Source organism: Methylocella silvestris (genome assembly GCF_002891535.1).
Lineage (GTDB): Bacteria > Pseudomonadota > Alphaproteobacteria > Rhizobiales > Beijerinckiaceae > Methylocapsa > Methylocapsa silvestris_A.
The window spans coordinates 46,940-72,704 of record NZ_PDZR01000009.1 but is presented as its reverse complement, the minus strand read 5'-3'; the positions used below and the strand labels follow the sequence as shown (position 1 = coordinate 72,704).

At 63.4% G+C, this 25,765-nt stretch carries 21 protein-coding genes and 1 pseudogene; 11 read left to right on the top strand and 11 right to left on the bottom strand.

The annotated features are described in order from the left end of the window. Window positions 1–36 precede the first annotated feature (36 nt). From CR492_RS09840 to CR492_RS09825, 3 genes are all read right to left on the bottom strand, one after another. Window positions 37–1,275 carry an MFS transporter gene (locus CR492_RS09840; RefSeq protein WP_102843629.1) on the bottom strand — a complete coding sequence of 413 codons (1,239 nt, stop codon included), beginning with the start codon at window positions 1,273–1,275 and terminating at the stop codon, window positions 37–39. 82 nt (window positions 1,276–1,357) lie between these two features. Then, window positions 1,358–3,652, bottom strand: coding sequence for an FdhF/YdeP family oxidoreductase (locus CR492_RS09835; protein WP_102843576.1), 2,295 nt, complete (start codon window positions 3,650–3,652; stop codon window positions 1,358–1,360). Window positions 3,653–3,893: 241 nt separating this feature from the next. Further along, the gene (locus CR492_RS09825) at window positions 3,894–5,357 is read right to left on the bottom strand and encodes a hypothetical protein (protein WP_102843574.1); all 1,464 of its coding nucleotides are present in this window, start codon (window positions 5,355–5,357) and stop codon (window positions 3,894–3,896) included. Between the two features lie 305 nt (window positions 5,358–5,662). On the opposite strand from CR492_RS09825, the gene CR492_RS09820 reads away from it, so the two are divergent. From CR492_RS09820 to eutC, 4 genes are all read left to right on the top strand, one after another. Continuing rightward, window positions 5,663–6,130 carry a host attachment protein gene (locus CR492_RS09820; protein ID WP_180982499.1) on the top strand — a complete coding sequence of 156 codons (468 nt, stop codon included), beginning with the start codon at window positions 5,663–5,665 and terminating at the stop codon, window positions 6,128–6,130. A 99-nt stretch (window positions 6,131–6,229) separates the two neighbouring features. Next, window positions 6,230–7,663, top strand: coding sequence for an ethanolamine permease (gene eat / locus CR492_RS09815; protein ID WP_102843572.1), 1,434 nt, complete (start codon window positions 6,230–6,232; stop codon window positions 7,661–7,663). Window positions 7,664–7,698: 35 nt separating this feature from the next. Next, entirely contained in the window at window positions 7,699–9,087 is a 1,389-nt protein-coding gene (locus CR492_RS09810) for an ethanolamine ammonia-lyase subunit EutB (RefSeq protein ID WP_102843571.1), read from the top strand. A 25-nt stretch (window positions 9,088–9,112) separates the two neighbouring features. Beyond that, entirely contained in the window at window positions 9,113–9,937 is an 825-nt protein-coding gene (gene eutC, locus CR492_RS09805; RefSeq protein ID WP_102843570.1) for an ethanolamine ammonia-lyase subunit EutC, read from the top strand. A 7-nt stretch (window positions 9,938–9,944) separates the two neighbouring features. Here the strand turns inward: eutC and CR492_RS09800 are convergent, their stop codons facing one another. Continuing rightward, complete coding sequence (locus CR492_RS09800; RefSeq protein WP_146030229.1) at window positions 9,945–11,258, bottom strand: hypothetical protein; 1,314 nt, start codon at window positions 11,256–11,258, stop codon at window positions 9,945–9,947. 155 nt (window positions 11,259–11,413) lie between these two features. Here CR492_RS09800 and CR492_RS09795 point away from each other — a divergent pair, with 155 nt between their 5' ends. Further along, on the top strand, window positions 11,414–12,715 hold the full coding sequence (locus CR492_RS09795; RefSeq protein ID WP_102843568.1) for an NRAMP family divalent metal transporter: 1,302 nt from the start codon (window positions 11,414–11,416) through the stop codon (window positions 12,713–12,715). A gap of 18 nt (window positions 12,716–12,733) precedes the next feature. Here CR492_RS09795 and clcA read toward each other — a convergent pair whose 3' ends face one another. After that, a complete protein-coding gene (clcA, locus tag CR492_RS09790) occupies window positions 12,734–14,041 on the bottom strand; it encodes a H(+)/Cl(-) exchange transporter ClcA (RefSeq protein ID WP_102843567.1) in 1,308 nt (435 codons plus the stop codon). A 168-nt stretch (window positions 14,042–14,209) separates the two neighbouring features. Here clcA and CR492_RS09785 point away from each other — a divergent pair, with 168 nt between their 5' ends. Together CR492_RS09785 and CR492_RS09780 are read left to right on the top strand one after the other, a co-directional pair. Continuing rightward, on the top strand, window positions 14,210–14,656 hold the full coding sequence (locus tag CR492_RS09785; protein WP_102843566.1) for an Rrf2 family transcriptional regulator: 447 nt from the start codon (window positions 14,210–14,212) through the stop codon (window positions 14,654–14,656). A 113-nt stretch (window positions 14,657–14,769) separates the two neighbouring features. Continuing rightward, window positions 14,770–15,219: pseudogene (locus CR492_RS09780) on the top strand (globin domain-containing protein); the annotation flags it as partial. A 57-nt stretch (window positions 15,220–15,276) separates the two neighbouring features. On the opposite strand, the gene CR492_RS09775 reads toward CR492_RS09780, so the two are convergent. After that, window positions 15,277–16,038, bottom strand: coding sequence for an ABC transporter permease (locus tag CR492_RS09775; RefSeq protein ID WP_102843564.1), 762 nt, complete (start codon window positions 16,036–16,038; stop codon window positions 15,277–15,279). Beyond that, window positions 16,035–16,970 carry an ABC transporter ATP-binding protein gene (locus tag CR492_RS09770; RefSeq protein WP_102843563.1) on the bottom strand — a complete coding sequence of 312 codons (936 nt, stop codon included), beginning with the start codon at window positions 16,968–16,970 and terminating at the stop codon, window positions 16,035–16,037. The genes CR492_RS09775 and CR492_RS09770 overlap by 4 nt, the downstream gene beginning before the upstream one ends. 209 nt (window positions 16,971–17,179) lie before the next feature. On the opposite strand from CR492_RS09770, the gene CR492_RS09765 reads away from it, so the two are divergent. The 3 genes from CR492_RS09765 to CR492_RS09755 all read left to right on the top strand — a co-directional run bounded on the left by CR492_RS09765 (window position 17,180) and on the right by CR492_RS09755 (window position 20,477). Next, a complete protein-coding gene (locus CR492_RS09765) occupies window positions 17,180–17,563 on the top strand; it encodes a 4a-hydroxytetrahydrobiopterin dehydratase (protein ID WP_102843628.1) in 384 nt (127 codons plus the stop codon). A 482-nt stretch (window positions 17,564–18,045) separates the two neighbouring features. Further along, the gene (locus CR492_RS09760; protein ID WP_102843562.1) at window positions 18,046–19,437 is read left to right on the top strand and encodes a hypothetical protein; all 1,392 of its coding nucleotides are present in this window, start codon (window positions 18,046–18,048) and stop codon (window positions 19,435–19,437) included. 215 nt (window positions 19,438–19,652) lie between these two features. Beyond that, window positions 19,653–20,477 (top strand): hypothetical protein, encoded by an 825-nt coding sequence (locus CR492_RS09755; RefSeq protein ID WP_102843561.1) that lies wholly within the window; start codon window positions 19,653–19,655, stop codon window positions 20,475–20,477. Window positions 20,478–20,487: 10 nt separating this feature from the next. Here CR492_RS09755 and CR492_RS09750 read toward each other — a convergent pair whose 3' ends face one another. The 4 genes from CR492_RS09750 to CR492_RS09735 are packed head-to-tail and all read right to left on the bottom strand — an operon-like array spanning window position 20,488 to window position 24,924. After that, window positions 20,488–21,294, bottom strand: a complete 807-nt coding sequence (locus CR492_RS09750; protein WP_102843560.1) for a formylmethanofuran dehydrogenase subunit C — start codon at window positions 21,292–21,294, stop codon at window positions 20,488–20,490. Beyond that, window positions 21,291–22,199, bottom strand: coding sequence for a formylmethanofuran--tetrahydromethanopterin N-formyltransferase (gene fhcD / locus CR492_RS09745; RefSeq protein ID WP_102843559.1), 909 nt, complete (start codon window positions 22,197–22,199; stop codon window positions 21,291–21,293). Before fhcD ends, CR492_RS09750 begins: the two co-directional genes overlap by 4 nt. Then, window positions 22,187–23,815 carry a formylmethanofuran dehydrogenase subunit A gene (locus tag CR492_RS09740; protein WP_102843558.1) on the bottom strand — a complete coding sequence of 543 codons (1,629 nt, stop codon included), beginning with the start codon at window positions 23,813–23,815 and terminating at the stop codon, window positions 22,187–22,189. The genes fhcD and CR492_RS09740 overlap by 13 nt, the downstream gene beginning before the upstream one ends. Further along, window positions 23,815–24,924 carry a tungsten formylmethanofuran dehydrogenase gene (locus tag CR492_RS09735; RefSeq protein WP_102843557.1) on the bottom strand — a complete coding sequence of 370 codons (1,110 nt, stop codon included), beginning with the start codon at window positions 24,922–24,924 and terminating at the stop codon, window positions 23,815–23,817. The genes CR492_RS09740 and CR492_RS09735 overlap by 1 nt, the downstream gene beginning before the upstream one ends. A gap of 567 nt (window positions 24,925–25,491) precedes the next feature. Between CR492_RS09735 and CR492_RS09725 the strand changes: the two genes are divergently transcribed. Continuing rightward, on the top strand, window positions 25,492–25,686 hold the full coding sequence (locus CR492_RS09725) for a hypothetical protein (RefSeq protein WP_102843555.1): 195 nt from the start codon (window positions 25,492–25,494) through the stop codon (window positions 25,684–25,686). The last annotated feature ends 79 nt before the right edge of the window (window positions 25,687–25,765 follow it).

The following is a 25,765-nucleotide window of genomic DNA, read 5'->3' as shown; positions in this document are numbered from 1 at the left end:
CGTCGATAGAATTAAAATCTTCGCTGGGCCGGCGCTTCATTCAAGCCGGTCGGCCCGGCGCAGTTCAGGGAATCGCCAGGCCCACAGCGCGACGACAAGAAGCGTCCCGACGCCGCCGATGAGGGCCGCGCCCTTCGCCCCCGCGAAAGAGGCGACGAGGCTCGATTCGAAATCGCCGAGCTGCTTCGAGGCGCCGATGAACACATAGTTGATGGCGCTGACGCGTCCGCGCATCGCGTCCGGCGTGCCGAGCTGGACCATGGTGAAGCGGATCACCATGCTGACCATGTCGAAGCCGCCGAGCGCCATCATCGCGGTCATCGACAGCGGCATTTGGGTCGAAAGCGCAAAAAGGATCGTCGCCGCGCCAAAGGCGGCGACCGATGCGAGCATGATCGCGCCGACGTTCCGGCGCAGCGGGAGGCGGGCGAGGATGAGGCCGACGACAATCGCCCCCATCGCCGGGCCGCTGCGCAGCAATCCGAGCCCGACCGGACCGGCGTCGAGAATGTCGCGGGCGTAAATCGGCAAGAGGGCGGTGACGCCGCCAAACAGCACGGCGAACAGATCGAGCGAGATGACGCCGAGCAGGAGACGATTGGCCCGAACATAGGAAAAGCCGGCGAGCAGGCTTTTGAAGCCGGTTTCCTTCTTGGCCTCGCCGAGGCTCTGCCGCGCCCTGATGAAGGCGATCATGAGCGCCGCCGCGGCGTTGAGCGCCGCCGCCAGGGCAAACAGCGCCGGGCCGCTCCATGCCATCAGGAGGCCGCCCGCCGCGGGGCCGGCGATCATCGCGACCTGCAGGGAGGAGGTGGTCATGGCGACGGCGCGGGGGAAATCTGCAACTTCGACGATGTCAGGCAGCAGCGCCGCCAGGGCCGGCTGGGCGAAGGAACGCGCCGTCCCGAGGAAAAAGACGATGGCGTAGATGAGCGCAAGATTCGGCGCGGCGCTGGCGACCGCATAAAGGAGAAAAACCGAGGCGAGCGACTGCGCGATCGCGCTGGCGACGCCGACCTTGCGGCGATCGAACCGGTCGGCGACGCCGCCGGTGATGAGAATGAACAACACGGCCGGCATAAATTCGACGAGGCCGATCAGGCCGAGGCTCAACGGATCGCCGGTCAGCGCATAGACCGACCAGGCGATGGCGACATGCTGCATCTGCATGGAGAAGGCCATCGCCATGCGCGCGCCGACAAACAGCTGCATGCTGCGCTGGCGCAGCAGGGGAACCGTCGCGGCTGCGCTTGTGTCAGGCGTCCTGTCGTCCATGGATGCGGCTTTATCAAAATTGAAACGGAGAAGCAGGGGGCTTCTCCGTTTCACACGCGATTGTGGCTGGCGCCCGGATCGATCAGGCCTCTGCCGCCCGCAGGCGTATCGGAACTGATTTATAGGCCGGCGTGCCGCTGCGATGATCGTAAGAATCGAGCGCGATCAGACCATTGGCTTCCGGGTAGTAGGCGGCGACGGAGCCTTCCGCGATCGGAAAGGCGACGGCGGTGAGGCCCCGCATCACGCGGCGCGGACCGTCTGCGCCGTCGGCCGGCGCCGCCTCAAGGTCAACGACGTCGCCGTGTTTCAGTCCCCGCGCGGAAAGATCCCTGGCGTTGATAAAGACGACGTCGCGCCGGCCGGTTACGCCGCGATAGCGGTCGTTGAGGCTGTAGATCGTCGTATTGTACTGGTCATGGCTTCTTATTGTCGTCAGAACCAGCGCATCGGCGCCGGCGGCAGGATCTTCAGCCAGCCCGTCGGCGGGGATGAAATTGGCCTTGCCGGATGGCGTGCGCCACTCCCGCTCCGAGGATGCGACCTTCAGCCGAAATCCGCCCGGCTTCATGATGCGTTCGTTGAAGCTGAAGAAATCGGGAAACACCTCCTCGATCTTGTCGCGGATGCGGGCGTAGTCGGCGACAAGACTGTCCCAGTTCGTCTTGCTCGCCGGCAAGGCGGCCTTGGCGATGCCGGCGATGATCGCCGGCTCAGAGCGGAGTTCGTTCGAGGCTGGCTTCAGACCGCCGCGCGAGGCGTGCACCATCGACATCGAATCCTCGACGGTGACCGATTGCGGCCCGGTCTCCTGCACGTCGATCTCGGTGCGGCCGAGGCACGGCAGGATGATCGACTCCTTGGCGAGGATCAGATGGCTGCGGTTGGGCTTGGTCGCGATATGGACGGCAAGATCCAGCTTGCGCATCGCCGCGAAAGTCGCTTCGGGGTCTGACATCGCTACGGCGAGATTGCCGCCAAGGCAGATGATCGCTTTCGAGTTTCCGTCGCGGATCGCCTCAACTGTCTCGACCGCATTATGGCCCTTCTGCCGTGGCGAGACGATGCCGAAAGCGGCGTCGAGACGAGTGAGAAACGCTTCGTCCGGAATTTCGGTGACGCCTACGGTGCGGTCGCCCTGGACGTTGGAATGGCCGCGCAGCGGGCAGATCCCCGCGCCCTTGCGGCCGATATTGCCCCGGAGCAGCAGAAGATTGGCGAGCTGATGCACGTTTGACGTGCCATGCCGGTGCTGCGTGACGCCCATGCCGTAGCAGAGGATGACGCGGCTCGCCTTCGCGTAGACCGCCCCCGCCGCTTCGAGGTCGGCGCGCGAGAGGCCGGACTGGCGCTCGATCGCCGCCCATTCGGTCCCTTCGAGATCGGCGGCGAGCGCCTCAAAGCCCGACGTGTGCTCGGCGATGAAGGCGCGGTCGAGGACGCCCGGGCCGCCGCTTGCAAGTGAGGCCGCGTCGAGCGCAAGCACCGTTTTCATCATGCCCTTCAGGGCAGCAAGGTCGCCGCCGACCTTGACCTGATAGTAGGAGGAGGCGATCTCCGTCGAGCGCATGGTCAGCATCTCGATCGGGTCCTGTGGCGAGGCGAAACGCTCGAGGCCGCGCTCGCGCAGCGGATTGAACACGACGATCGGCACGCCGCGCCGGGCCGCCTCGCGCAGCGTTGCGAGCATGCGCGGATGATTGGTGCCTGGATTGTGGCCGATGCAGAAAATGGCGTCGCAATGATCGAAATCTTCGAGCGTGACGGTGCCCTTGCCGGCGCCGAGCGAATCCGGCAAGCCGACGCTCGTCGCCTCATGGCACATGTTGGAGCAGTCGGGGAAATTATTGGTGCCGAACTCGCGGACGAAAAGTTGATAGAGAAACGCCGCTTCGTTCGAGGCGCGCCCGGACGTGTAGAACTCCGCCTGATTCGGATCGGGAAGCGCCCGGAGCGCCGCGCCGATGCGGGCGAAGGCGTCATCCCAGGAAATTGGCAGGTAGCGGTCGCTCGCCGGGTCATAAGCCATCGGATGGGTGAGCCGGCCTTGTTTCTCGATATCAAAGTCGGACCAGGCCCAGAGTTCCGACACCGGATGGGCCGCGAAAAACTCCGGCGCCGCGCGCTTGGCCGTGGCCTCCCAGGCGACGGCTTTTGCGCCGTTTTCGCAAAACTCGAAGGATGATCTGTGGTCGGGGTCGGGCCAGGCGCAGCCGGGGCAATCGAAGCCCATCGGCTGGTTCGCCTTGAGCAGCGCGCGCACGTCCGACGTGACCGCCGTCTGATCCTTGATCGCCTTGGCGACGGCGTGAAGCGCGCCCCAGCCCCCCGCGGGACCGTCATAGGGTTTCACGCCCGTCGGGTCCATCTTGCTCATATCGGGGATCTCCTTTGGGCTCGTGAGGACGAAAGAGCGGGCGCAGCGGCACGAATCCCGCTTGCGCCAGATCAATCCTTATCATCGCGATGCGGTTTCCATAAACCGCCTTGCCCGGCGCACGCGGCGTCGAATCGCCGCGTGGGGCGCCGGCGACGGGGCAAAAAAAAGCATGATCGCGCAAGCTTGCGGCGATCATGCTGGTCCGAAGTTCAGCGCGGCGCCAAAAGGCGCCGGTTGATTAGTTGTGCGTGAGATTGGTCGCCGAGCGGGTCCAATCGAGCAATTTGGTGGTGGCCCCGCTGATCGAACTCACCGCGGTGTCAACGAAGGCGAGCGGATTTGCCTTCGGCGCTGGCGCCGGCGTCGGCTCGACCGGAGCCGAGGCGACCTGGACGGGCTGCGGGTCTGGCGCTTGAGCGGCGCTCTTCTGACGGTTGTTTGCGTCATTGTGAGCGATCTTGGCGGCGGCGTCGGCCGGCTTGGCGGCGACCTTGGCCGGGCGCGGCGGCGGCAAGGCGGCCGACTTGGCGAGCGCGGGCTTTGCCGTATCCTTGGCAGCCGTCTTCACGGCCGCCTCCTTGGCGCCAGCGTCCTTGGCGGCGACATGAGCGGCCGATTCGGCCTTGGCGATCGTGCCGTCCGGCCGCACCGAGGCCGTTTTCACCTTCTTTGGTTCGCCAAGGGCCACCGGCGCGGATGTGGCAGGCGCCTGCGCTACGGTCGCGGCTGCGGGGGCTGCCGCGGCGGCGGTCGAGGCGTGAGCGGCGCCATAGGGCGGCGGGGCGAGCAGGCTGCCCATCGCGGCGGCCGGCGGCGCGGCGGCGTCCTGGAGCGAGGCGGCGCTGACTGCGGCTTGCGCTTGCGCTGCGTCGATCGCCGGCGCCTCAGCCGGGACCTGCCCGATCGAGGCCAGCTGCGGCGCGGCGCCTTGCGGGGCGGACGCTTCCGCGCCTCCCGCAGGCGCCGGGGAGGTCGCGGACGAGACTTCGGCGGCAGCCGTGGGCGCGGGAGCGATCGCCGCGGTCTGCATGGACTCGCTGCGATCGTCGGAGCCGGCGTCGCGCTTCAGCGCCGAACTTGTGATAATTCCGGCCATGCCGGCGATGACCACCGCGGCCATCAGATAGAGGGGCCGGCGCGAACGCTTCTCTTCTTCGTAGAGGGCGGCTTCGCCGGACACGGCCGCGTCGTCGACATAGACGAAATGGTCGACCGGGGCCTGCGTCAGGAGACGCTCGTCGCCGAGCGCGGAGAATGCGGCCGGCTGTCCTTCGCCGGTCTCCATGGCGAAAGCGCTGAACGGAGCGCTGGCGAAAGCGAAGGGCTCATCCTCATGATCACGCGTCGCGCGCAGGGCAGGAAGGATGATGGGCTGGAAGGTCTGGCCTTCCGCGTCCTGTCGAGCCGGTTCCGCGCCGCGCGCGGCGCGCAGCAGGGCCGCCTCGATCTCGGCGAAATCGCCGCCGATCACCGGATCGGCCGCTTCAAACGGGATGGCGTGGTCTTCGGCGCGGGCCGTGAGGGAAATGTTGTGGCGAGAGGCCATGATGGGCGCGTGCTCCGGTTCCGCGCCGGTCGAAGCGTCGGCCTCGCGCTCAAAAAATTTTTCATCCCCGATCGCCAGGGGGGCTGCGCCGCGCATGCGACGCTCAAATTCATATAGATCGATCAGTGGCTGCCGTTTTGGTGCTGGCTCGCTCATGGTTCCGACCCCTCGACTCCATCTTGATCTTGCCGCGCGTCTCAAGCTGCGCCTTAAATCTTAACCGCCATTAAGACTGTGCAATTGTGGCTGTTCTTTGCCGCCAGCGCGGAACATCCCTGATTGATCCGCCGGATCGGCCCGGCGCGCTTCGAACGCGTGACTGCGTAAAATGGGCGAAAAGCTCATTTTGCCTTATGGATATCGGCGAGTTGGGTCTAACTTTAGGTAAAAGCCGGCTTGTTTTTCGTTCGTCATGCTTAATGACCCTTGAACGAAGCGATTCAATAACGGTGAGGAACGAAATGGCGCACAGCGCAAAGCTATGGATCGTCGTGGCTGATGGAGGGCAGGCGCGCATCGTGATCCCGCGCTCCGAAGATTTTACCCTTGAAACGCACGATCATATGACCTCCGAAACCGCCCATTTGCGCTCCTCCGACCTTGGCGCGGATCGTCCGGGCCGCGTCCATGAAAGCGCTTCCGCGACCCGCCATAGCGCCGAACCGCGCACCGACCCGGCCGAAGCGGCCAAGCAGCGCTTTGCGCAGGAGCTTGGGCGCTGGGTGGCGGACGCCTCGCGGCGGGGCGAATTCGACGAGCTCGTGCTCGTCGCGCCGAGCCATATCCTGAACGAACTCAAGGACGGCCTCGACAAGCCGGCGGCCGACAAGCTGCGCGGCGTCCTCGCCAAGGATCTGACAAAGGTTCCGGACCACGAACTGCAACCGCATCTTAGCCAATGGGTCCGGCCGCCTCATCGGATTCGCTAGGCTTCATGAATGGGTCCCCGTCTTGCATGGGGAGGGCGGGCCTGCGCGTGACGCTCGGCGGGGGATCTGATCCGGGGCAGCGGCAAGGGGGAACTTCGCATGGAAGAAGCACATGGGCATCACCAAGGCGTCGTGACGCATCACGAGCTGAAGCAAAGTCTGTCGACGCTCCAGCTTTGGGCGATCGCCGTCGGCCTCGTCATTTCCGGGGAATATTTCGGCTGGAGTTATGGCTGGGCCACGGCGGGAACGCTCGGCTTCACCGTCACGGCTCTATTCATCGCCGCTATGTATACGACCTTCATTTTCAGCTTCACGGAGCTGACAACCTCGATCCCTCATGCAGGCGGCCCGTTCGCCTATGCGCGCCATGCCTACGGCCCGACCGGCGGCTATTTCGCCGGGGCGGCGACCCTGATTGAATTCGTCTTCGCGCCGCCGGCGATCTCGCTCGCGATCGGCGCCTATCTTAACGTGCAATTTCCGGCTCTCGATCCCAAAGTCGCGGCATTGGGCGCCTACATCATATTCATGGGGCTCAATATTGTCGGCGTGGAAATCGCCGCCACTTTCGAACTCGTCGTGACGGTGCTGGCGATCTTCGAACTGCTCGTCTTCATGGGCGTCGTCAGCCCGGGCTTCTCGATCGCCAATTTCGTCAAGGGCGGCTGGTCCGGCCAGGATCAATTCAGCGGGGCGGCGATTTCCGGCATGTTCGCGGCGATCCCCTTTGCGATCTGGTTCTTCCTCGCGATCGAAGGCGTCGCCATGGCCGCCGAGGAAGCCAAGGACCCCAAGCGCTCGATCCCGATCGCCTATATCACCGGCATCCTGACCCTTCTGTTTCTGGCCATCGGCGTCATGCTGTTCGCCGGCGCCGCGGGCGACTGGACCTTGCTTTCGAATATCAATGACCCGCTGCCGCAGGCCATGAAATTCGTCGTCGGCGAAAAGAGCGGCTGGCTGCACATGCTGGTCGCCCTTGGCCTGTTTGGCCTCGTCGCCTCCTTTCACGGCATCATCATCGGCTATTCGCGGCAGATCTTCGCGCTGGCTCGGGCAGGCTATCTGCCGCCTGTGCTCGCCAAAGTGCATCCAAAATTCAAGACCCCGTGGATCGCGATCCTCGCCGGCGGCGTCATTGGCATCCTCGCGATCTTCAGCGACAATCTGCTGGTCATCGGTGGCCAGCCCCTGACCGCCAACATCGTCACCATGTCGGTGTTCGGCGCCATCTTGATGTACATCATCAGCATGGCGAGCCTGTTCAAGCTGCGTCAGAGCGAGCCCAATATGGCGCGTCCCTTCCGCGCGCCATTCTACCCGTTCTTTCCGGGTTTCGCCCTGATCGGCGCCGGCGTCTGCATGATCGCGATGATCTACTATAATTTTCTGATCTTCGTCATCTTCTGCGCCCTGCTGGGGATCGGCTATCTCTACTTCCTCACCACCGCGAAACGGCGCGAGGAGTCGCCCATTGACGCGCTGATCGAGTCGACCGATGAATTAAAGGCCGAAGGCCTCCAGCCCTAAGTCTTGGGGCTTTTGAGTCTGAACGAGGGGAAGCCATGACCTATGCGCAGAGCGTCGGGGGGCGAACCTATCGCTTCCCCGACCTTAAGACGCTTCTCGCCAAGGCGAGCCCGGCGCGCTCCGGCGACTATCTCGCCGGCGTCGCGGCCGAGGACGACTCCGAGCGCGCCGCGGCGCAGATGGCGCTCGCCGACCTGCCCCTGAAAACCTTCCTCAACGAAGTGGTTGTTCCTTACGAGGACGACGAGGTCACGCGGCTGATCGTCGACCGCCATGACGCAGCGGCGTTCGCGCCGGTGAGCAGCCTGACGGTCGGCGATTTCCGCAACTGGCTGCTCGGCGCCGAGGCCGACGAGGCCGCGCTGACAAAGCTCAGCGCCGGCATTACCCCGGAGATGGCGGCGGCCGTTTCAAAGCTGATGCGCGTGCAGGATCTGATCCTCGTCGCGCGCAAATGCCGCGTCGTCACCAGGCTGCGCAACACCATCGGCCTCGCCGGGCGGCTTTCCACCCGCCTGCAGCCGAACCATCCGACCGACGATCCGGCGGGGATCGCCGCCAGCATCCTCGACGGCCTGCTCTACGGCAGCGGCGATGCGGTGATAGGCATCAATCCGGCGACCGACAGCGTGCCTGCCGTCTGCGCCCTTTTGACCATGCTCGACGAGGTGATCCACAAATATGAGATCCCGACCCAGTCCTGCGTCCTGACCCATGTCACGACCTCGATCGAGGCGATCAATCGCGGCGTGCCGGTCGATCTCGTGTTCCAGTCGATCGCCGGCACGGAAGCCGCGAACAAGAGCTTTGGCGTCGACCTTGCCGTGCTCAAGGAGGGGCGCGAAGCGGCGCTGGCCTTAAAGCGCGGAACGGTCGGCGACAATGTGATGTATTTCGAAACCGGCCAGGGCTCGGCGCTTTCGGCCAACGCCCATCATGGCGTCGATCAGCAGACTTGCGAGGCGCGCGCCTACGCCGTCGCGCGCGAATTTCATCCCCTGCTCGTGAATACGGTGGTCGGCTTCATCGGGCCTGAATATCTCTACAATGGCAAGCAAATCATCCGCGCCGGACTCGAGGATCATTTCTGCGGCAAGTTGCTCGGCCTGCCGATGGGCTGCGACATCTGCTACACCAATCACGCCGAGGCCGACCAGGACGACATGGATATGCTCTTGACCCTGCTGCCGGCGGCGGGCTGTAGTTTCATCATGGGCATCCCGGGATCGGACGACATCATGCTGAATTATCAGACGACGTCCTTCCATGACGCCCTCTATGTGCGTGAAGTTCTCGGTCTGCGCATGGCCCCCGAATTCGAAAGCTGGCTGATTCGCAAGGGCGTGTTTGAGGGCGCCGATCATCCGCATCCGCGTAAAACCCTGTCGTCGATGTTCGCCCCCGCGCTGGCGCGTATCGCGTAGAAGGTGTGATATTGAAAGGCCCGCCATGAGCGATCTCGTCGTCGTCAATCCGTGGGAAGGGCTGCGCCGCCTGACTCAGGCGCGCATTGCGCTCGGCCGCGCCGGCGTCAGCATTCCGACCAAACCCCTGCTCGACTTTCAATTCGCCCATGCGCGGGCGCGCGACGCCGTGCATTTGCCGATGGATCGCGAGGGGCTTTGCGCGCGCATGGAGGCGGCGCAGTTTCCAGTCATTGAATTGCACAGCGCTGCGCCCGACCGCACCACCTATTTGCAGCGCCCCGATCTCGGCCGCAAGCTCGGCGCGGATTCGCGCGAAAAGCTGGGCGCCCTCGCGGCCAAGGGCGCGCATGGCTTCGACATCGCTTTTGTCGTCGCCGACGGCCTATCGGCTTTTGCGGTCAATGAGCACGCGCTGTCGATGCTGGAGGCGATTCGCCCGAAACTTACCGAGGCCGGCTGGCGCATGGCGCCGGTCGCTCTTGTCGAACAGGGACGAGTCGCGATCGGCGACGAGATCGGCGCGATGTTCGGCGCGGAGATCGTCGTCATTCTGATCGGCGAGCGGCCGGGCCTCAGCGCGCCGGACAGTCTTGGGCTCTATATGACCTATGCGCCGCGGGTCGGCCTCACCGACGAGGCGCGCAATTGCATCTCCAATGTGCGGCCCGAGGGTCAAAGCTTTGCCGCCGCGGCGCACCGCCTCGACTATCTTTTGAAGGAGGCGAAGCGGCGGAAATTGTCGGGCGTTGACCTCAAGGATGAATCCGAAATGAAGGTTCTTCCCACGGAGGGGAAACAGGACCAGACCAATTTCCTGATCAGCGAAGGCGTTTCGCCACGGGCCTGACAGGCTTTCAAGGCCCCGGCAGCCGCGGCGGCGGCAGGCAGAGCTTTGTGCCGGGAATGGGCGTGCAAGCCTGTTTCGGCGGCGGGAAATTGCCGCAGACCCATTCGCCCTCTCCCGGAATGAAGCGCCCATCGGGGCCAATGTGGCCACCCGGACGGAAGAAGCACACCTTATCCGTCCGCATCGTCGCAAAACGCATCGTATGCGCTCCTTCGCCGCCGCTTGTATCCACTTGCACGCCGACGACGGTCAGGCGCCTTGTGTCCTGCGGCTGGTCAAGATCGAGCCCGGCGAGCAGAAGATTGCCGAGGAGCGGGCTTGCCGCCGCGAAGGGCCGCTTGAGCAGCGTGGTCGCCTTTTGCGCGACGCCCGCCGCCGTCAGATTGAGGTCCGCGATTTTCTGGTCGAGAAAAGCGTCGGCCGGCTGTTTGCCGAAACGTTCGATCGAGATGCCGTCCAGAGAGAAATCGACCGAATTGGCCTTGGCCACGATCTCCCCGCGATGCGATTGCGGATTGACCCGCACGGATAGCCCATAGTCGACGACGATGTGGCCGCCGCGCAGGGTGACTTGATGCGGGCCGTCGGGCGCCATGGACTCAAGCAGCGCGTTCGCGACGTTCTTGTTCGACCCGAAGCATTTGAGGTCCGTCGCAATATTCGCGGTCGCCTGCGGTTGTGCGGCGTCGAGATCGGCCGCGAGCCGCAGCACGCGGGCGCCGCGCTCTCCGCGCTCCCATGACAAATGAATCGAGGTGAAGTTGAGGGCGTTGAGCGTGACGTCGACATTTGTCCTGAATGTGCAGCCTGCCGCGCCGAGTAGCGAGCGCGCCACCTGCATGATGGCGTCGCGCGCGTAGCCCGGCAGATCGTCCATGCCGTCCACCTGCCGCTGGAACATCGGAATGAGCCAGGTCAGCAGTTGGGCCTGCTGCGTCGTCTCGACCGAAAGCAGCCGCGACGGGATCGGCTGCGGCAGCTCGGCGTTGATCACGGAAATAATCGTGGCGGCTGCGCGCGCTCCGGCCGGATTGGCCGAGCCGCGCTCGATGCGGGCGAAATCGATTGCGCGGCCTGTCTTGCAATCCGCCAAAAGCGTATCGGAGCCGTTGAGTCGCGTCTGCCCGGGTTGCAGCGTGAGCGGCGTCGCGCAGACGTCGATCACATGCTCGATGTCGCGGAACACTTTTTCGTCATAGGTGATGTCGTCGCCGACAGGCGTCTCGACCCGTTGCTGCCAGACGCCGCCGGAGCACGCGGAAAGGCAAAGGGCGGCGGCCAGCGCCAGCAACGCCCGCAGGAGAGAAGAACGGCGACGCATCGGACCCCGCTTTCCCCGAAAGTTTAATCCTTTGTAGCCAAAACGCCAAGCTGTCGGACGCAGTCGCGAGCCGGCAATCCTGGCTGGAACGCCATGCGGGGAACGAGATTGCGCTATATGCGCCGGCAACCTCTCGTTCTCTCTCAAGGCAAACAATGAATTCCAGCTTCGATGACTCCATACGGAGCGCGCCTGACGGTCTTTGGACAAGGGTTGGGCGGGCGCTCGGACCTGGCCTGATCACGGGCTCCGCGGATGATGATCCAAGCGGGATTGCGACCTACAGCCAGGTCGGCGCACAATTCGGCTTCCAGCTCTCCTGGATCTTATTGTTTAGCTATCCGCTGATGGCGGTGACTCAGGCCATTGCGGGACGCATCGGCTGCGTGACCGGACGCGGCATCGCGCAGAATCTGCGCCGGAACTATCCCCGCTCGCTTCTGCGCGTCGTCGTGCTCGCGCTGCTAGTGGCCAATATCGCCAATCTCGGCGCCGACCTCGGCGCAATGGGTGCCGCGGTCCAGCTTCTCATCGGCGGCCCGGCGCTGGCCTATAGCGCTTTGCTCGCCTGCCTCTGCATTGTCCTCCAGATCTGGCTGAGCTACGCGCGTTATGCCTCGATCCTCAAATGGCTGACGCTGTCGCTGTTTTCCTATGTCATCGTCGTATTCATGGTCGACATGCCGTGGGGCGAGGCGCTGAAGAGCATCTTGATTCCGTCGATGTCCTTCGATTCAGCTCACGTCATGGCGCTTCTCGCCGTGCTCGGCACGACGATCAGCCCATATCTTTTTTTCTGGCAGGCCTCGCAGGAGGTCGAAGAGCAGTTTCGCCGTTCGACCCTGCCGCTCTATGTGACGCCGGGGGACGATACCGGCGAGATCGATCGCGTCAGCATCGACACCTGGGTCGGCATGGGACTTTCAAATTTGATCTCCCTCTTCATCGTCCTCGCGGCGGCGGCGACGCTGCACGCCCATGGGACGACGGATATTCAAACTTCCGCGCAGGCGGCCGAAGCTTTGCGTCCGATTGCCGGAAAGTCCGCCTTCGTCGTTTTCGCGCTGGGCATCGTCGGCACGGGAATGTTGGCGACGCCGGTTCTTGCGGGTTCGGCCGCTTACGCCGTCTGCGAAACGTTCGGTTGGGTCGAAGGCCTCGACCGCAAGCTCAAGGACGCCCGCGCCTTCTACGGCGTCATCGCCGTCGCGACCTTGATGGGGCTCGGCCTCAATTTCCTGAACGTCGATCCGATCAAGGCGCTCTATTGGAGCGCGGTTCTGAACGGCGTCCTGGCGGCGCCGATCATGGTGGCGATGCTGCTGATCGCCAACAACAAGGCGATCATGAAGGAGTTCGTGCTGTCTTGGCCGATGACGCTCGCCGGCTGGTTCGCGGCGGCGGTGATGGCGGTCGCGAGCCTCGGCTTTATCGTGCTGTCGATTATCGAGCCGTAACGATCCGCGATCGGGCGATCATTTTTTTTCGGGTTCGGCCTCGGGTGGATGCGCGCTTCGCTCCTTCAGTGAATCATACAGCGGCTTGCCGCCAAGCAGCGTCGCAAATCCCATCGCGGTGAAGCAGGCGCCCAGCATTGGCAGGAGCGCCGCCGACGAGCCGGTCATTTCGGTGACGAGTATCATGCCGGTCAGTGGGGCGCGAACGACGGCGGTGAAGAAGGCGGCCATGCCGACCACCGCGAAAAGAGCCGCGTGCGACTCGCCGGCCGCCATGAAAGGGTGCAGCGCCGCGCCGAAAAAATAACCGATCTGCGCGCCAAGAACGAGCATCGGCGCGAACAGGCCGCCGGGCGTGCCTGCGGCATAGGAGGCCGCGCTGAGAAATAGCCGCAGCAGGAAGGCGAGCGGGATCAGCGCCAGCGCCGGCGCGCCCGTAAGAAGCGCCTGCGTCATGCCGTCGCCGCCGCCGACAAGGCTCGGAGCGAACCAGCCGAGCGCGCCGATGAAAGCTCCGGCCACGCCCGCGCGCAATTCGATCGGCAACCCAACCATGGCGTCGGACATATCCAGCGCTTCAAGCACAAGATGATTGTAGAGCGAGCCAAGCCCGCCGGCGACGACGCCAAGCGCGAGACAGAGCGCAAAATCCCGGGCGTCCGGCAGGGGCAGCTCCGGCAGCAAAAAGTCAGGCGCCGCGCCTGTGAACAGCCGCGCCACGACGATGGCGCTCATCGACGCGCCGAGCCCGGCGAAGGCCGCCCGTAGGTCGAACCGCCGCAGCAATTCCTCAAGAACGAAAGCGGCGCCTGCGAGCGGCGCGTTGAATGCGGCGGCGAGCCCTGCGCCGGCGCCCGCCGCGAGCAGGGTTTGCCGGTCGGGCCAGTCGCGGCGGAAAACGGCCCCGAGAAGTTGGGCGAGCGTCGCGCCCATCTGCACGCAGGGGCCTTCGCGGCCGAGCGCGAGGCCGGAGCCAATCGCCAGCACGCCGCCGATGAATTTCACCGGCAGAAGGATGAAGGGCGCCGGCGGCGCCTCGACGGCGATGACCGCCTCGACATGCGGGATGCCGCTGCCGATCGCGGTCGGCGCGATGCGCCGCACCAGCAAGGCGGCCGTCGCCGTGGCGGCCGCGGCGACGGCCATCAGAATGAGGCAGCCGCTCCAGGACGGTCCGGTCCATGTCTGCGGAAACGAGGCGCGCAACCCGGCGGCGGCATCGAGCGCGAGACGGAACAGGCCGCAGACGAGCCCGGCGCCGGCGCCGGCGAGGACTGACAGGATCGCCAGAGCGGTCAGGCCGGAGCGGTTGGAGTCGGTCTGCATGGACTATCCCGGATTGGTCGCGGCAAGCTACACGCGATCGGGCGAGGATCAAACCCGGCTTGTCCCGACCTATAAGAAATAGTCAAAATACATCTTTTGAGTTGGCCGGCGCGCGCGGACGCCCTATAGAGGCCGGGCGGCCTTAAGGGCCGGTGAGGGGAGTAGCGCATGCGGATAACCCGATATACGGACTATTCTCTGCGCGTGCTGATCTATCTCGCGCTGCAGCCCGAGCGGCTCAGCTCCATTCGCGAGATCTCCGACAGCTACAGCATTTCCGAAGCCCATCTCATGAAAGTGGTGCAGCATCTCGGGCAGCTCGGCTATGTCGTGACGTTGCGCGGCCGCGGCGGCGGATTGCGGCTGGCCGGGGCGCCGGAAGACATCCGGATCGGCGATGTCGTGCGCAAGATGGAGGACGATCTTTCGCTGGTCGAATGCTTCGCCGATCCCGGCGCCTGCTGCATTACCGCGCCCTGCAAGTTGCGCCATGTGCTGCGCCAGGCGCTCGATGCGTTTTTGGCCGTGCTCGACGATTATACGCTGGCTGACCTCACCACCCGTCCGCGCGCCAAGGCGCTGAAAGCCTGCCTTGGACTCGATGCAGCTGAGTAGGGATTTTCGCCGTCGCGCCCTCAATTTATGCAATTCGCTTAAAGATGAATATTGACTGAACCTTTGCCGACGCCTCATAAGATATAAATATAATATATCTTATGAGGCGTCCCATGGCAGATCAGCTCTCCGCACAAACCATCGCAACCATCAAGGCGACCGTTCCTGCGCTGCAAACGCACGGACTCGACATCACGCAGAAGATGTATGCGATCTTGTTTCAGGATGCCGAGATCCGCGCCCTGTTCGATCAATCGCATCAGGGTCCGGGCGGCTCGCAGCCGCGGGCGCTGGCCAATGCGGTGCTCGCCTATGCGAAAAACATCGACAATCTCGGCGTCCTTGGCCCCGCCGTCGAGCGGATCGCGCAGCGACACGCCGCGCTACGCGTCTTGCCGGAGCATTATGCGTCGGTGGCGACGGCGCTGATCGCCGCGATCAGGGATGTTCTCGGCGAGGCGGCGACGGATGGCGTGATCGGCGCCTGGGGCGAAGCCTATTGGCATCTGGCCGGCATCCTGATCGGCCGCGAAAGCCAGATCGTCGAGACGGCCGCGTCGGCGTAAGGCTGGACCAGCTGGCGCGATCTCGCGACCCTGCGCGTCGAGCGCGAAAATGCTCTAAGCCCTCAGGCGATAGCCGGTGCGGAAAATCCAGGTGACCAGAGCAAGGCACAGGATGAGGAAGCCGAGCGTCATGGCGAGGCTCACGCCGACCCCGACATCCGAAGTTTCGAAGAAACTCCAGCGGAATCCGCTGATGAGATAGACGACCGGATTGGCCAGCGTGAGTGTTCGCCAGAACGGGGGCAGCATGTCGATCGAATAAAAGGTCCCGCCGAGAAAGGTCAGCGGCGTGACAATGAGAAGCGGCACGAGCTGGAGCTTCTCGAAGCCGTCGGCCCAGACGCCGATGATGAAGCCGAACAGGCTGAAGGAGACGGCGGTCAGGATCAAAAAGGCGGCCATCCAGAACGGGTGGGCGATGTCGAAGGGGACGAAACAGCGCGCCGTGATGAGAATGATGACGCCGATCAGAATGGATTTGCTCGCGGCGGCGCCGACATAGCCGCAGACGATCTCGAAGGCCGACGCCGGCGCCGATAAAATCTCATAGATCGTCCCGGCGAAGCGCGGAAAATAAATGCCGAAGGAGGCGTTCGCGACGCTAAGCGTCAGCACCGACAGCATGGTCAGGCCCGGCACAATGAAGGCGCCGTAGCTGACGCCGTCGATTGCGGCCATATGCGAGCCGACCGCGCCGCCGAAGACGACGAAATAAAGCGTCGTCGAGATCACCGGCGAGACGATGCTCTGGAGCGCTGTACGAAAGGCGCGGCCCATCTCGAAGATATAGATCGCCCGGATGGCGTGATAATTCATGTCGCGTCTTTCGGCTCGTGGACAAGGCTGACGAAAATCTCCTCGAGGGAGCTTTCCTTTGTGTCGAGGTCGTTGATCGCAAGGCCGAGGTCGCCCACCGCCTGAATCAGCGCGGCGACGCCGGCTTCCTCGGCGCCGGATCGAAAGGAATAGACAAGATCATGGCCATCGCCGGTGAGCTCGAGGCCGAAGCGCGACAGCGCCTCGGGGATGCGCTCCAGCCGCGTCTTCAGCGAAAGTCGCAGCCGCTTGCGGCCGAGCTTCTTCATCAGCTCCGCCTTGTCTTCGACGAGGATCAGCTCGCCCTTGCGGATGACGCCGACGCGGTCGGCCATTTCTTCCGCCTCCTCGATGTAATGCGTGGTGAGGATGATGGTGACGCCCTTCTCCCGCAGTCCGCGCACCATGGCCCACATGTCGCGGCGCAGTTCGACGTCGACCCCGGCGGTGGGCTCGTCGAGAAAAAGGATCTTCGGTTCGTGCGACAGCGCCTTGGCGATCATCACGCGGCGCTTCATGCCGCCGGAGAGGGTCATGATCTTGTTGTTCTTCTTGTCCCACAGCGAGAGGTCGCGCAGCAGCTTTTCGATCAGCGCGGCATTCGGCGGCTTGCCGTAGAGGCCGCGGCTGAAGGTGATCGTCGAGGTCACCGTCTCAAAAGCGTCGGTCGAAAGCTCCTGCGGCACGAGGCCGATCAGCGAGCGGGCGGCGCGATACTCCCGCACGATGTCGTGGCCGTCGGCGAGGACCGAGCCCGCCGTTCTGTTGACGATGCCGCAGACGATATTGATCAGCGTCGTCTTGCCCGCGCCGTTTGGCCCGAGCAGGGCAAAAATCTCGCCGGGGCGAATGTCGAGATCGATCCCCTTCAGCGCCTTGAAGCCCGACGCATAGGTCTTGGTCAGGCCGGATATGGAAATAATGGGCTTCAAAAGCGTCTCCGGGCCGGGCGGACGGCGCTGGCCGCCGCCCTTTTGTCAAGGCGCAGTTTTCGATCTCGCCACTGCCGATGCGGCGGCTGGCGCGTGAATCGATGCGTCCCTCAATCTGAATCGGAACCAATTCATGAAAAGCTTGTATGCTGCAAGCTTGGATTTTGGCGCGGCGGACAAAGGTTCGCGAGGACAAGAGGAGAAGCGAGATGACCGAAGCAGCCAAGGAGCGCGTCTATTCGGACGAGGAGGTCGAGGCGAGGCTGAAGGCCGAATTGCCGCATTGGCGGCTGGACAACGGCTGGATCCGCCGCAAGTTCAAGACGCATAGCTGGAAAGGCACGCTGATGGTGATCAACACGGTCGGCCATCTCGCCGAGGCCGCGTGGCACCATCCAGACATTGCCGCTTCTTACGCCTTTGTCGAGGTGAAGCTCAAAAACCACCACGCCAAGGGCATTACCGACAAGGATTTTACTCTCGCGAGGAAAATCGAGGAGGTCGTCTGCTGGCGGCCCGGCAAGGACGGCGGCGCGCTCGAGGGAACGCCCGAGGCAGACCCCCGCTTCGCCTATATGAAATATGACGACTGAACGAAATCATGGCTATGTTTCTGGCCATGGATCAGGATCAATCATAAAGCCGAAAAGCATCTCGGCTTTATGATGTATGTATTGTTAATTTAGTATTATGCAGTAAATTAGAGAAATTCTACTACGATAAATATATATTATATTTATTTAACATAAAACATATTATAAATATCGCTGCTTATAGCTAAATTTATAGCACGATATGGATATATATATTTATATCCGCATGAAAAAACAATCCTTGGCTCAAGTCCGCTTTCTTTGCCGTCGTCGCGTTCTCGCGTGGGCGGACAGCCTTTTTGACGAAAACATCCGCAACGCATCCGAGCGAAGGCTTGATTTCACGGAATTATATCCCAAATGATAACAATTGTGAATAATGTTATGTTTTATTATTCGTAATTTAACACCAAGCTGTAAGTCTCTTACCGAGCGATAGCTCGGCTGTATTTCTCTTTCAGAGCGATAGCTGGAGGGCGCCGATGGCTAACAAAGTTTTCAATCGACTTCTTGCAAGTACAATTTTTGCGGGAATACTTGGCCTTTCCGCACAGGCGCATGCCGCCTCCTGGAGCGGGCGCCTCAATGGGAGGCCTGCCTATATCTATGATGTGTCGCAGCCCGTGCGGGTGGCGATTATCAACAATATGTCGAGCACCCTGCCTGACGACGATCGTGAAATGGTGACCCTGGCGCGGCACACCAACGCCATGCTGATCGATGTCAATCTCGACTGGCCCTACCCCGACGAGAGCGCGCAGCGCGTTCTGGACGTTTTGACCGCTGGCTCCAAAACCTTTCCCGACCATCCCGAAATCAAAAATCTGAACGTCGTGCTGATCGGCTTCTCGGCGGGGGCCGCGGGCGCGGCGATCACGGCGTCAAGCCCTCTTCTCTCGAATTCGGATCCGACGAAGGCGCCGCAGCGGGTCCTTGCCGTCGCGACATTCGATGAGCTGGATTTCGGCGCCTATCTGCCGCCGGCATGGGTTCCCCATCTCTTTTTATCGGATCCCGGCGATTACTTCGGCGGCCTTTTAACCAATGTCGAGGATATGACGCCGCCGATGACTCACGACGCCTTTGCGCGCGCTCTGGCGGCGCAAGGCCGGCCGATCACAGTCGTCAGTCAGCCGGGCGATTGGCACGGCGGATCCAACTATGGCTGGCAGCACAAGATCACCTCACGCTTCACGCGCATGTGGATGGACGATATCTTGAATCGCGCCTTGCCTGCGGCGGCCCCGACCACCGCGCCCGCGCTGGCGCCGGACTGGCGGACCAATACGAGCGCCTGGCGGGCCGCCTATGATGTTGTGAAAAACACGAACACCAAACCCTGGGGCAATGACGAGCATATGGTCAATGTGGTCATCGCTCCAAAAAGCTCCTACAAGGATCCGCGCTCCTATATCTGGCTGCCAAGTCAAAAAATAGCCAACCTCTGGAACGGCTACGCGACGACTGGAACGCTACCCGCTGAATCCGCCGCGGCGACGTTTCAATCGCTGATTCCGTTAATTCGCCCCAACGCCGACGCGACCAGCCGGGACGGCGCCGATTCGGCCGTCACCACCGTTACCGGCGGCGCGCCCGCTACTCCGAGCTACACGTCGAGTTGTGGTTTCTCGGCGAGCGGAGACGCCAATCTCATCATCAATTTCGACAGGGCCGTTCTCTCGGCCGATGCTGTTGCGACCGGCGGTTTTGTGTCAGGCGCGCCGCGCGCCTGGTCCAATGTCCTCATCGTTCCCTTGAAAAGAAGCGTCTATTCGCCGTCGATCGCCATTCAGCTGACCAACATCAAACCCGCCGATGGCAGCGCGCCGCTCAACATCGCCGTTACGGCCAAATATGCGGCGCCCTGTCCCTGATCGCCGAAACATGGCGGCGCATGCGCAAACATGCGCCGCCATCAGAATCCGGCGGCGGGAGGTCATGAACGATCGGGCAAGAGCGCTTTCACACAGACCGCAAAGCGCTCGAGCCGGAACAATGCAGCCGGTTGCTCCGGCCCGCTTCGCCATCTGCGGCCGGGACGAAGTTTGGACCGGGGGCCGGAATGCGGAGACCGACATTTTACAGGTCGTTGAGCGACAAAGAAAAGGTCCTGTGCGAACAAGTCTACAAAGGCTCGTTGCCGCCTTATAAATATATCGGAATTGGCGATGGCCTTGGCGTCGGCGACCGTCCCTGGACGGATTGGGGATCGGGTATGTCGCCAGACATGCTGCCAGACATGCTCTATGAGCTGAACCTTGGCGATTATGCGAGCGTCGACCTCACAACAACGCAATGGACTCCCTATGACGGCAATGTCTCGGATCTCCTGATCCATGAGATGGCGCATGTCTGGCAGTATTATTATGGCTACACCGTGAAGGCGAGCAGCCTCTGGGCCAGCACGCTTGGCGGCTATGATTTCACGCCCGGCAAGGCGTGGGACGACTATAATGCAGAGCAGCAGGCGTCCATTGTTGAAACCTGGCACAAGCGCGGCAGGAAAAAGTCGGACGAATTATATCCCTACATCGCCCGGATCATTCACGGGGGCGCATCTCCAAGACTGACCAAGATGACGCTCGCCGAACTCAAGGTGGACTTTTTCTATCTGCCCGATCGGCCGCCCAACCCGACAATCATCGCGGTCGCTCCGGTCGACGCCTTGTTGCTGCCGGTTCTGGCAAAGCGCTATGACCCCGCCGATGTCGCGGGATTTGGCGGCCGCGTGAAACGATTGGAGGAAATCTTTCGTAGCCTCAACGAGCTTCAGGCGGAGGCGCTCCTCGCCCGCTTGTCGTCACGGCGCAGCGGCGATCAGGTTTCGATTACTTTCCACGATCACCTCAGCACGCCGACGCGGGCCAGCCTTCTCCACATCCTGCGGGGAATAAGCGCGCCGATCCGAGCCTGATCGGGCGCCATCAGCCAGGGAAGAAAATTTCGCCCTTGCCAAGCACTGAAGTGTCCCCGGCGAAGCGGTTCAGTCGCTTGGCGAGGAGCTCTGCCGCCGGCTTGCTGTAGGGCCTGAGGAACCGCCCGAACAGGCCGGCGAAAGCAAGGTTATAGGCGCCGCAATCGATATAGGTCGGCGCAAGCTCCGGCGTGGCGCCGAGGATGATGGTTCCGCGCCGCAGCAGATAGCCCGGCAAAGCTCCAGCGCCCTTTACGGCGATGAGCGTGCCGGCGATGAAGCGGCTCGCCACATAATCGCCGGCCGAGCCTTCGATGACGATCGTGCCGCGCCTCAGGCGGTCGCCAGCGCGTGCGCCGGCCGAGCCGCGTACGATCAGCAGCCCGCCGCTCATGCCTTCGATTTCGCCGTCGAGCGGACCGCCCAGAAAATCGCCGGCCTCGCCTTTGATCTCCATGACCCCGCCAGACAGCGCAGAGCCCGCGAAAGGGCCCGCGCTGCCGGAAATGACGAGGCTTCCGCCACTCATGGCGCGCCCGGCGGCGTGGCCGCAATCGCCTTCGAGCGTGATCTCGCCATCCTTCAGCCCTGCGCCAAGATGGTCGAGGCGCGATGAGCCGCCCTTGAAATGAATCTTGTCGAAGGCGCCGTCGAGCTTCACGTCGAATATGTCGCCGACGGCGCAGTTTTCGCGCGTGGTCTGCAGCTGGATCGCCGCAATCTCGGCCGCCGACTTGCCTTGAAGGAGATGCGGGACGAGCGGGGCGAGATCGAGCCGCTGATCCGGCTCCTGTTTGAGCTCGAGAACGAGGGTCACGGCAGCAGATCCTTCAAATGGAAGTGGAACGGGCCGAGCTTGCCGCCGTAGTTGCCGGCGCCTACGCGCAGCGCGCCATCCTTGGGCCCGAGCTTGACAATGGCCGCAAGGCCCGCGCGCATCGCCTCCGCGACCGCTTTCTCGTCGAGGCCGTCGATGACGATTTCGAGCACGCAGCCGATGTCTTCCTCAAGCGCGCTCTTGGCGATGCCGCGCAGGGTCGGACAATAGGCGTCATTGGTCGAGGCCGGGACGCCGGCATATTTGGAGCCGACCTTCGATCCCGAGCGCACGACGCCGCCCGGAAAGGGCATGATCGCGCCATCGACCGCATTCATGGCCTCGATGGCGTGTTCGCACGCATTCATGGTGGTCGCGAAATTCGCTCCCATGATGAGAAGATTGCCGCCGCCGACCGCCTTCTTGGTGAGGCCGACGGTCGCTTCGCACAGGAATTCGCCGTCCATCACCGGCACACGCCAGAAATGGCGGCCGAGAAATTTCTTCGAGATCTGCCAGCCGTCGCCGAAATAGCGCAGCTGGTCGCCGATCGGCATACGGTCGGGAGCGTCGAGGTCGTTAAAGCAGGCCGACCCCGGCGAGGTCAGCACGCATTGACCCGCGCGCGTCACAAGCTGCGTCTGCAGCATGTCGGTCGACATGGAAAACATGAGGACGCGGACGCCGGGCCGTCCGTCCGGCGTTTCGCTCTCGGGCACGTCACGGTCAAGACCCGCCTCGACCTTGCAGCCGATGACCGAGGTGGCGAAGCCGGTCATCGTCACTGCGGCCTGTCGCGCCCATTTCAGATTGGGCGCGGTGATGATGATCGCGGTTCCGCGCATCGGGAACGCTTCGGCGAAGGATTCGTCGATGCGGACGCCATTGGCGATCATAGCGCGCATGCGACCTCCTTGAACGGATTGTTGCGCGGCAGAATATGCTCCGGCACCGCGAACATATTGTGCGAGACGCCGTAATGATGCTCGTAATAGGAAGCAAGGCGCTTGTTGATCGCCTTGTCATACTCAGGCCGAACCTTGAGCGCCTTGCCCCAGCGATAATGGCTGATCTGCCCGTCGCGCACGACGAGATCGCCGTCCTTGAAGACGAGATGGGCGCGGCGGAACATCTTGGCGATGTCTTCGCCCGGGCTGTAGACGGCGACGTCGGCTATGGCGCCCTCGCCAAGCTGGCCGCGATCCTTGAAGCCGAACAGCTTTGCCGGCGCGGCTCTCGTCATTTTGGCGATGTCGTTGAAATCATATTCGCGCGTGATGGAGGGCAGCGAGGTCAAGGCCACCGCGCCCTGCGGCACGCGCGACAACACCTCAGCGCGCTTGTCGCGGCTCATCAACAGAGCGAAAATGTCCGGATAGGTGGTGAAGGGGGCGCCATTCGGGTGGTCTGTCGTGAAGAAGATGCGGTTGGCGTCGGTAATCAGCAGGAAAAGTTCGAGGCCGCAGGCCCATTGGATGGCGTTGACGAAATCGCCCTCGCGGTAGAGGTAGGGCACGATGCCGCCGCCATTGGCGTCGCCGTCGAAGATCACCGATTTTTTCGGTTTGGCGCTGCCGGTCGCGCTAAACTGGCGCAGCACGTCGGACGAGATTGTCACGGTCTGCCCGAACATCACCTGGCCGATGTCGATCGTCACATTCGGCGTAGCGTTCACGGCCGCGGCCAAGGTTGAGGCGGCCGAGGAGAAACCAAGCTCGCCCTCCGAGCCATAGCCATAGAACTGCATATGGGCGAGGTGCAGCGGCATGCCGCGCGCGGCCTCGATCGTCGCGATCGCTGTTCCGACATTGCCCGGCACGCCGAGATTGTTGGTGTGAAGATGCAGCGGATGCGGAACCTTGAGATCGACCAGCGCTTGTTGCAGCGCCTGCATGATCTGGCGCGATGAGAGGCCATAGAAGGGCACGACATCGTCGAGGCCGAAGGTGCGGGCGTTGAACTTGAACGCCTCGGCGCCGCCGGGGTTGATGCATTTGAGGCCGAGGCTATTGGTCGCGGTCAGAGTCGCGGCGACATAGTCGGCCACCGCCGCGGGACTCTCGCCGTCACGGAGAAGGCTCAGCAGAAAATCATCATTGCCGAGGATCGTTAGAGTCGCCTTGTCGATGATCGGGATATCCGACAATTCGAGATGCGCCTGCAGCGCCTGATGCGGCGCGACGGCCGGCTCGACCACTGTGGTGAAGCCCATTCCCGCATAGATCGTCCCAGTCTCATAGGTCGACCATTTCGCGGTTCCGAGCGGCAGCATCGGCGCCGCGCGGGCGCGATGCAGCTCCGGCAACAGCAGCCGCGCGGTATTCACATTGCCGCCGGCGATATGGGAATGAATGTCGATCGCCCCGGCCATGACGATCTTGCCGGCGACGTCATGCGTCGCGTCAGCCTGTCTGCCCCTTGGCGGGGCGACGATATGGCCGTCCTCGATCCAGACGTCGCCGATCTCGTCGCGCCCGTTGTAGGGATCGATGACCCGGCCGCCTTTCAAAAGTGTGAGCATCAGGCGCCTTCTCCACTCTGTCCGGCGTTGCGTGCGATCTGTTCAGCTATGCTTTTCAGGAACGATGCGGTGCTGGGCGCGTCGCTGCGCCTGGTCGCCTCCCGGGCGACCAGAGCGCTGACCTCGCGCGAAAAATCGGCGCCGTCATGATCGACGCCGGGTCGGCCGATGTCGATGCGCACCGCGGGCTCGCGCGCAAAGCTTGTCTCCTTTGGAACGAGCGCGATCAGCGGAACCTCGCGCGTCCATTGCGGCGCGGACGGACTATAGGCCGAGATCCACAGCGCGGCGTCGGCCTCGCCGCTTTCGATCAGCCGAACCGCGTCGAAGCGCCAGGTGTCATGCTCGGGATAGCCGCGCCCGAATGAGGTGCGCGTCGGAAAGCCGGTGCTCCAGCCCGAGGTCTGCGTCACGCCGGCGGCGTTGTCGCTCGTCCCTAACGGCAGGCCTGTAAACCGCGTCGTCTTGTTGAGGTCGATGATGAGGCCGGTCGCCATTTCGACGCAAAGCCGGTCGAGCCGGCGCGGACCCCAGACGAAGACGCCGAAGCGCGCCTTGTTCAAAATGGCCGCGACCGCGTCGAGCTCTTCGAGCGCCTCGCCGGCGAGGGCGACCGGCTTGCCGGCGACGCGGGCGCGCAGGGCGGCGAGCGTCACGGCAATATTGGCGGTCTCGATCCGTTTGATGCTGACGCCCTCGATCGCGGCGCCTTTTGGCGGCGCGATCCAGACCAGCTGGCGCGCCGATTTCTCAAGATCGAAGGGCGGGATTTCGGCGGGAGCAAGACGGTCGATGAGTTCCGGCCAGATCTCCGTCAGATCATCGCCGATGAAAACGAGAACGTCGGCGCGCAGGCGCGCGACGCTCGGGGTCGTGACCATCGCGCCCGCCTGACGCACCACGTCGAGGTCGGTGAAAATCTCGTCCGAACGCATATGGTCATAGGCGCCGCGAAGACGCTCCGCTAGCAAAATGGCGGCGCTGGTCCCGGCGACGTCCGCGCCGAGCCCGGCGACGAGGGGCAGTCTCGCCTCTACCAGAATCTGCGCCGCACGCGCGGCGGCCGCCTCGAGCGAAGCGGGTTTCCCATCGATCAGCGCGTCGGCCATAGGTTCTTTCTCCAGATGCCGCTGGCGCGTGGGCGCCGAAACCGCCAGTCGACGGGCCTTCCCCGTAAAACATTTTCCGCTGCGGCGGAATTAGAAAATCCTGGCGCTCCACGCGCAGCGGCGGTTTGCGCGGCGACGGCAGCGCTATTTTCGAAGGCTGTCGCCCCGGACCGATGGTTCAGCCTGGCCCGCCTCAAAAAGGGACCGGCGTCCCTGATCTGCTTGGACAAAGCAAAATCGATCACGGTGTCGGCCGCGCGAGGCTGCTTGGGCGATGTCGGCGTCATGACTCTGAGGGCTTGAATGGCGGGAAGGCGAACGAATCCGGCCGCGCTATCGTTAAGGAGTCTCGCGGCAGGACGGCTAGAATCCTACGTTAGTCGTATAGGCGGCGCAAGACGATCGCCCGCCAAATTCGACCGCGAAATCGCGGCGGGGCGCGGCTGCGGGGCGCGTCGCGAGTTGACGCCTTCAGCCGGAATAGGCATATGGCGCTTCGAAATGTTCTCTCGAGATGCGCGATCCTGCGCTTTTTGGCGAGCGAACGGAGCGCCGGGAGAACGAGCCATGCTGCATCAAGCTCACGCGGGAGGCCCCCGCCGCGCGCCCTTTGGCCCGGCCGCGCTTTACGCCTACAAGGGGCGGCCGAAGCCTGTCGAGCCGCCGTCCGCTCCTGCGCCGGCGCCGAAAGACGGTCCAAAGCCAGAGGGCGAGCCCAAATCGCCCGCGCCGAAGCCGGTCGAGCCGAAACAGCAGAGCTGAGCCGCCCGCCTGTATGGATCGAGGATTGTTCGGCATCCGATAGGCATGCCCGCCTTCGCGGCTGCTTGCGCAGGGCCGC

Bases quoted from the DNA above. Each gene is read 5' to 3' on its own strand.
- CR492_RS09840 (WP_102843629.1), bottom strand. From the start codon at position 1,275: ATGGACGACAGGACGCCTGACACAAGCGCAGCCGCGACGGTTCCCCTG.
- CR492_RS09800 (WP_146030229.1), bottom strand. From the start codon at position 11,258: ATGCGTCGCCGTTCTTCTCTCCTGCGGGCGTTGCTGGCGCTGGCCGCC.
- CR492_RS09725 (WP_102843555.1), top strand. From the start codon at position 25,492: ATGCTGCATCAAGCTCACGCGGGAGGCCCCCGCCGCGCGCCCTTTGGC.
- CR492_RS09740 (WP_102843558.1), bottom strand. From the start codon at position 23,815: ATGCTCACACTTTTGAAAGGCGGCCGGGTCATCGATCCCTACAACGGG.
- CR492_RS09835 (WP_102843576.1), bottom strand. From the start codon at position 3,652: ATGAGCAAGATGGACCCGACGGGCGTGAAACCCTATGACGGTCCCGCG.
- CR492_RS09795 (WP_102843568.1), top strand. From the start codon at position 11,414: ATGAATTCCAGCTTCGATGACTCCATACGGAGCGCGCCTGACGGTCTT.
- CR492_RS09735 (WP_102843557.1), bottom strand. From the start codon at position 24,924: ATGGCCGACGCGCTGATCGATGGGAAACCCGCTTCGCTCGAGGCGGCC.
- clcA (WP_102843567.1), bottom strand. From the start codon at position 14,041: ATGCAGACCGACTCCAACCGCTCCGGCCTGACCGCTCTGGCGATCCTG.
- fhcD (WP_102843559.1), bottom strand. From the start codon at position 22,199: ATGCGCGCTATGATCGCCAATGGCGTCCGCATCGACGAATCCTTCGCC.
- CR492_RS09810 (WP_102843571.1), top strand. From the start codon at position 7,699: ATGACCTATGCGCAGAGCGTCGGGGGGCGAACCTATCGCTTCCCCGAC.
- CR492_RS09760 (WP_102843562.1), top strand. From the start codon at position 18,046: ATGGCTAACAAAGTTTTCAATCGACTTCTTGCAAGTACAATTTTTGCG.
- CR492_RS09825 (WP_102843574.1), bottom strand. From the start codon at position 5,357: ATGAGCGAGCCAGCACCAAAACGGCAGCCACTGATCGATCTATATGAA.
- CR492_RS09785 (WP_102843566.1), top strand. From the start codon at position 14,210: ATGCGGATAACCCGATATACGGACTATTCTCTGCGCGTGCTGATCTAT.
- eat (WP_102843572.1), top strand. From the start codon at position 6,230: ATGGAAGAAGCACATGGGCATCACCAAGGCGTCGTGACGCATCACGAG.
- CR492_RS09775 (WP_102843564.1), bottom strand. From the start codon at position 16,038: ATGAATTATCACGCCATCCGGGCGATCTATATCTTCGAGATGGGCCGC.
- CR492_RS09820 (WP_180982499.1), top strand. From the start codon at position 5,663: ATGGCGCACAGCGCAAAGCTATGGATCGTCGTGGCTGATGGAGGGCAG.
- eutC (WP_102843570.1), top strand. From the start codon at position 9,113: ATGAGCGATCTCGTCGTCGTCAATCCGTGGGAAGGGCTGCGCCGCCTG.
- CR492_RS09765 (WP_102843628.1), top strand. From the start codon at position 17,180: ATGACCGAAGCAGCCAAGGAGCGCGTCTATTCGGACGAGGAGGTCGAG.